This is a genomic window from bacterium, from assembly GCA_018812485.1.
Lineage (GTDB): Bacteria > JAHJDO01 > JAHJDO01 > JAHJDO01 > JAHJDO01 > JAHJDO01.
Window position 1 is genome coordinate 1 of record JAHJDO010000112.1, and the last position, 2,847, is coordinate 2,847.

At 36.5% G+C, this 2,847-nt stretch carries 2 protein-coding genes; one reads left to right on the top strand and one right to left on the bottom strand.

Annotation, left to right across the window (positions count from 1 at the left end; translation table 11 throughout):
* Positions 1 to 1,242, bottom strand: a 1,242-nt coding sequence (locus KKC91_09190; GenBank protein ID MBU0478726.1) for a hypothetical protein, incomplete at its 3' end; no start/stop codon positions are given.
* Between the two features lie 193 nt (positions 1,243 to 1,435).
* Here KKC91_09190 and KKC91_09195 point away from each other — a divergent pair.
* Positions 1,436 to 2,758, top strand: a complete 1,323-nt coding sequence (locus KKC91_09195) for a hypothetical protein (GenBank protein ID MBU0478727.1) — start codon at positions 1,436 to 1,438, stop codon at positions 2,756 to 2,758.
* Positions 2,759 to 2,847 lie beyond the last annotated feature (89 nt).

The following is a 2,847-nucleotide window of genomic DNA, read 5'->3' on the forward strand; positions in this document are numbered from 1 at the left end:
AATATTTTTCTTAGTTTGTTCCAGGGAGGCATTCTGTTCCGCTAATTTATCTATAGTGCTTTCTAGGGAAGCAATCTTTGTATTCAGATCGATTTTTATCTTTGATTCACTAGTAAGTTCTTTTGTAAGGTTAGTTTCGATCTTATTTTTTTCGTTTTCAAGTTCATATAGCTTTTTGTTGAACCCATCCCAGGTATCCTTCTTGGCTTGCTCCAGAGAGGCATTTTGTTTTTTTAACTTATCCACCGTACTTTCTAAAGAGGCAACTTTTGTAATTAGGTCAATCTCTGCCTTGGATTTAGTATCGAGTTTTTTTGTAAGGTCACTTCCGATCTTATTTTTTTCGTTTTCAAGTTCATATATCTTTTTATTAAGCTCATCCCATGTGTCCTTCTTGGACTGTTCCAGAGAGGCTTTTTGTTGTTCTAACTCGTTCATTGTGCTTTCTAAAGAGGTGACCTTTGCAATGAGTTCAGATTCTATTTTGGATTTAATGCGGAGTTCTTTTGCGAGGTCATTTTCAAGGCCGGTTTTTCCCTTTTCCAGTGAGATGATTTGATTCTCCAGTTCAGCCTGAGTGTTTTTCAAAGAGACGATCTGTTTGGTGAGTTGATAATATGTTTTATCTTTTTCCGTTTTAAGGTCATATAGTTTCTTATTGAACTCGTCCTGCGCATTCTTCTTGACTTCTTCCAAGGTGACAATCTTCTTTTCCAGTCTGACTACATCACTGCCTTTTTCTTTTTTTGATTCGACTATTTCAGAAAACAATTGTGCATTTATTTCTTTTAAAGATTGAATTTCCTCCTCCATTTCCACTATTTCTTTAGTTTTCTCTAAATCATACCCAAACTTTTCGGTAGATGTTTTCTTTTTCTTCAGTATTAATATGCTGTCGCTCTCCCTGATTTTACCCCCATTTTCCATAGACAGGATTTCAGCCATTGAAAGCTCTGTGCTAAGTTCTACGATGCGGGCTTTGGCTATCTCCTTTTCGTTTCTATGAACTATTACACTGTCGCCTATTTCAATTTCCTTATTTTGCCCGCCGTTGATTATAATATACTCCTGGTGAGGCGCTATGGCTATGACTTCGGAATGGAATTTTATATAATCTTCTTCTAATTGTGCTTTTAGTGTCGAACAAGGATATAAAATGAGAGACAGGTATATTGCTAAAAAGAAAAATATTTTATAAGATCTATATAGCTGAAATTTTTTTGAGATAACTATCTTGCTCATATATATACTATTGATTATACTACTACTAATATACCATCTTTAATTTTTTTTTCAAATTAATTAATAAAATTTTCACTAGTATTATAATATGAAGATAACCTACGTTCAAGAAGAACCTAAAAATCATATTGAGTATTATTTTATAGAGTAGTATCATATACACAACAGATATGAATTCCCCGGTGCAAAAGCTATGAGTAGGAACGCAAATACTATTGAGTTTTTTCCGATCTCCGAGGCTAATAAAGTTTTAACAAGCACTCTTCGAACTCTTCGGCAAAGAGTTGCTACTGTCAGGATCACAATTACTACGCCGCGGCAATTTCGAGAGGAATGGAGGAAACTTATTAAAGCTGAAAGAATGGGCGCTGGTTTAGTTATTTTTGACAATGATGCTGGTATTACTCAGGAGCTACAGGCTTTAGTTGAAGATATTGCATTCGAAGGTGGACGCCCAGATATCCGAGAACTCGTTAAGGGGATTATTTTTGACCATCACGGTCTTTTTTATGATCCTGAAAATCCAGAAGTTAATTCTGTAATGCAGGTGCTCGATTATATTGAAAATGTACTTCAAAGGGAAGGAAATGAGAATGAGAAAATAGCTTTTCTTAAACAGGCATTCCAAGGTAACATTTCCACAGATAATATAGGAGATGGTTCACTTGCATTGTGGATTTGCTATAATTTAGATGAAATAATTGATGATGCACCTCTTCGTAAAAAAATTCGTTATGCTACATGGGTTGAAGATTTTGGACTATTTCAAGACGCAGTGCCCCCATTGGCTTCAGTACAAGATCCAGACTTTAGAGAAGGCATAGGGATAGGATATGCCATGCTTAATTTATATAATCGTGTTCTTCAAGAATATGGAGTGAAAGGCTCTGATCGTTTTGGACAATTAAAGAGAGAGGTACAGAAGCTTCTTATAAATGATGTTCTTGAAGGAATTACAGATGCTATTTATGACGTATCATCTCGCGAAGCTGGAGCAGGCAGGTTTCTGAGAGATGTAGAACGTGCTAAAAGTGTAACATCTGCTGCTCATAAGAGTTTTATGAGAGAGGTAAGGACTTTTCTTAAAAGAGAAGGACTGGATCTTAGTGTATTAGATGATATCTATATTGTGCTAGAAGACCCATCCGGATCGAATAATGGACTATTTGCCGATTGGGTTGCTGGTCCTGGATCTCATACAAAGCCTATCCATTTGGCCCTTAAACCGTTAGCTCCATCTAGCGATGGAAATCCTCGTTTCCAAATGATCCTCTCGGTTGTTTCTCATGGGAAAGAACAGAAAATGCCTTCTCTGGCAGCATTGGGACAACAGATACAAGAAGCCAATTTAAAAAAGGCCTCAAGAATGGGCATATTGGAAGGACAAGCAGGAGCTGTTTTTGGTCGGGATGCGGTACAAGTTGCCTTTGGACCTGGTTTATTGTTGCTCCCCAAGGAAATATTGAAAGTGGTCGCAGATTTTTATCAAGGGTCTATTGACCCTTTTCATATATGATATCTCCCAAAATATTTTCCCCTGTATATAGAGGATGATATGCCTGACAATTATAATTTTCACCGTTTGCAAATTTACATATCAACCTG

Excerpts from the sequence above, each read along its gene's own strand:
- KKC91_09195 (MBU0478727.1), top strand. The coding sequence starts at position 1,436 with ATGAGTAGGAACGCAAATACTATTGAGTTTTTTCCGATCTCCGAGGCT.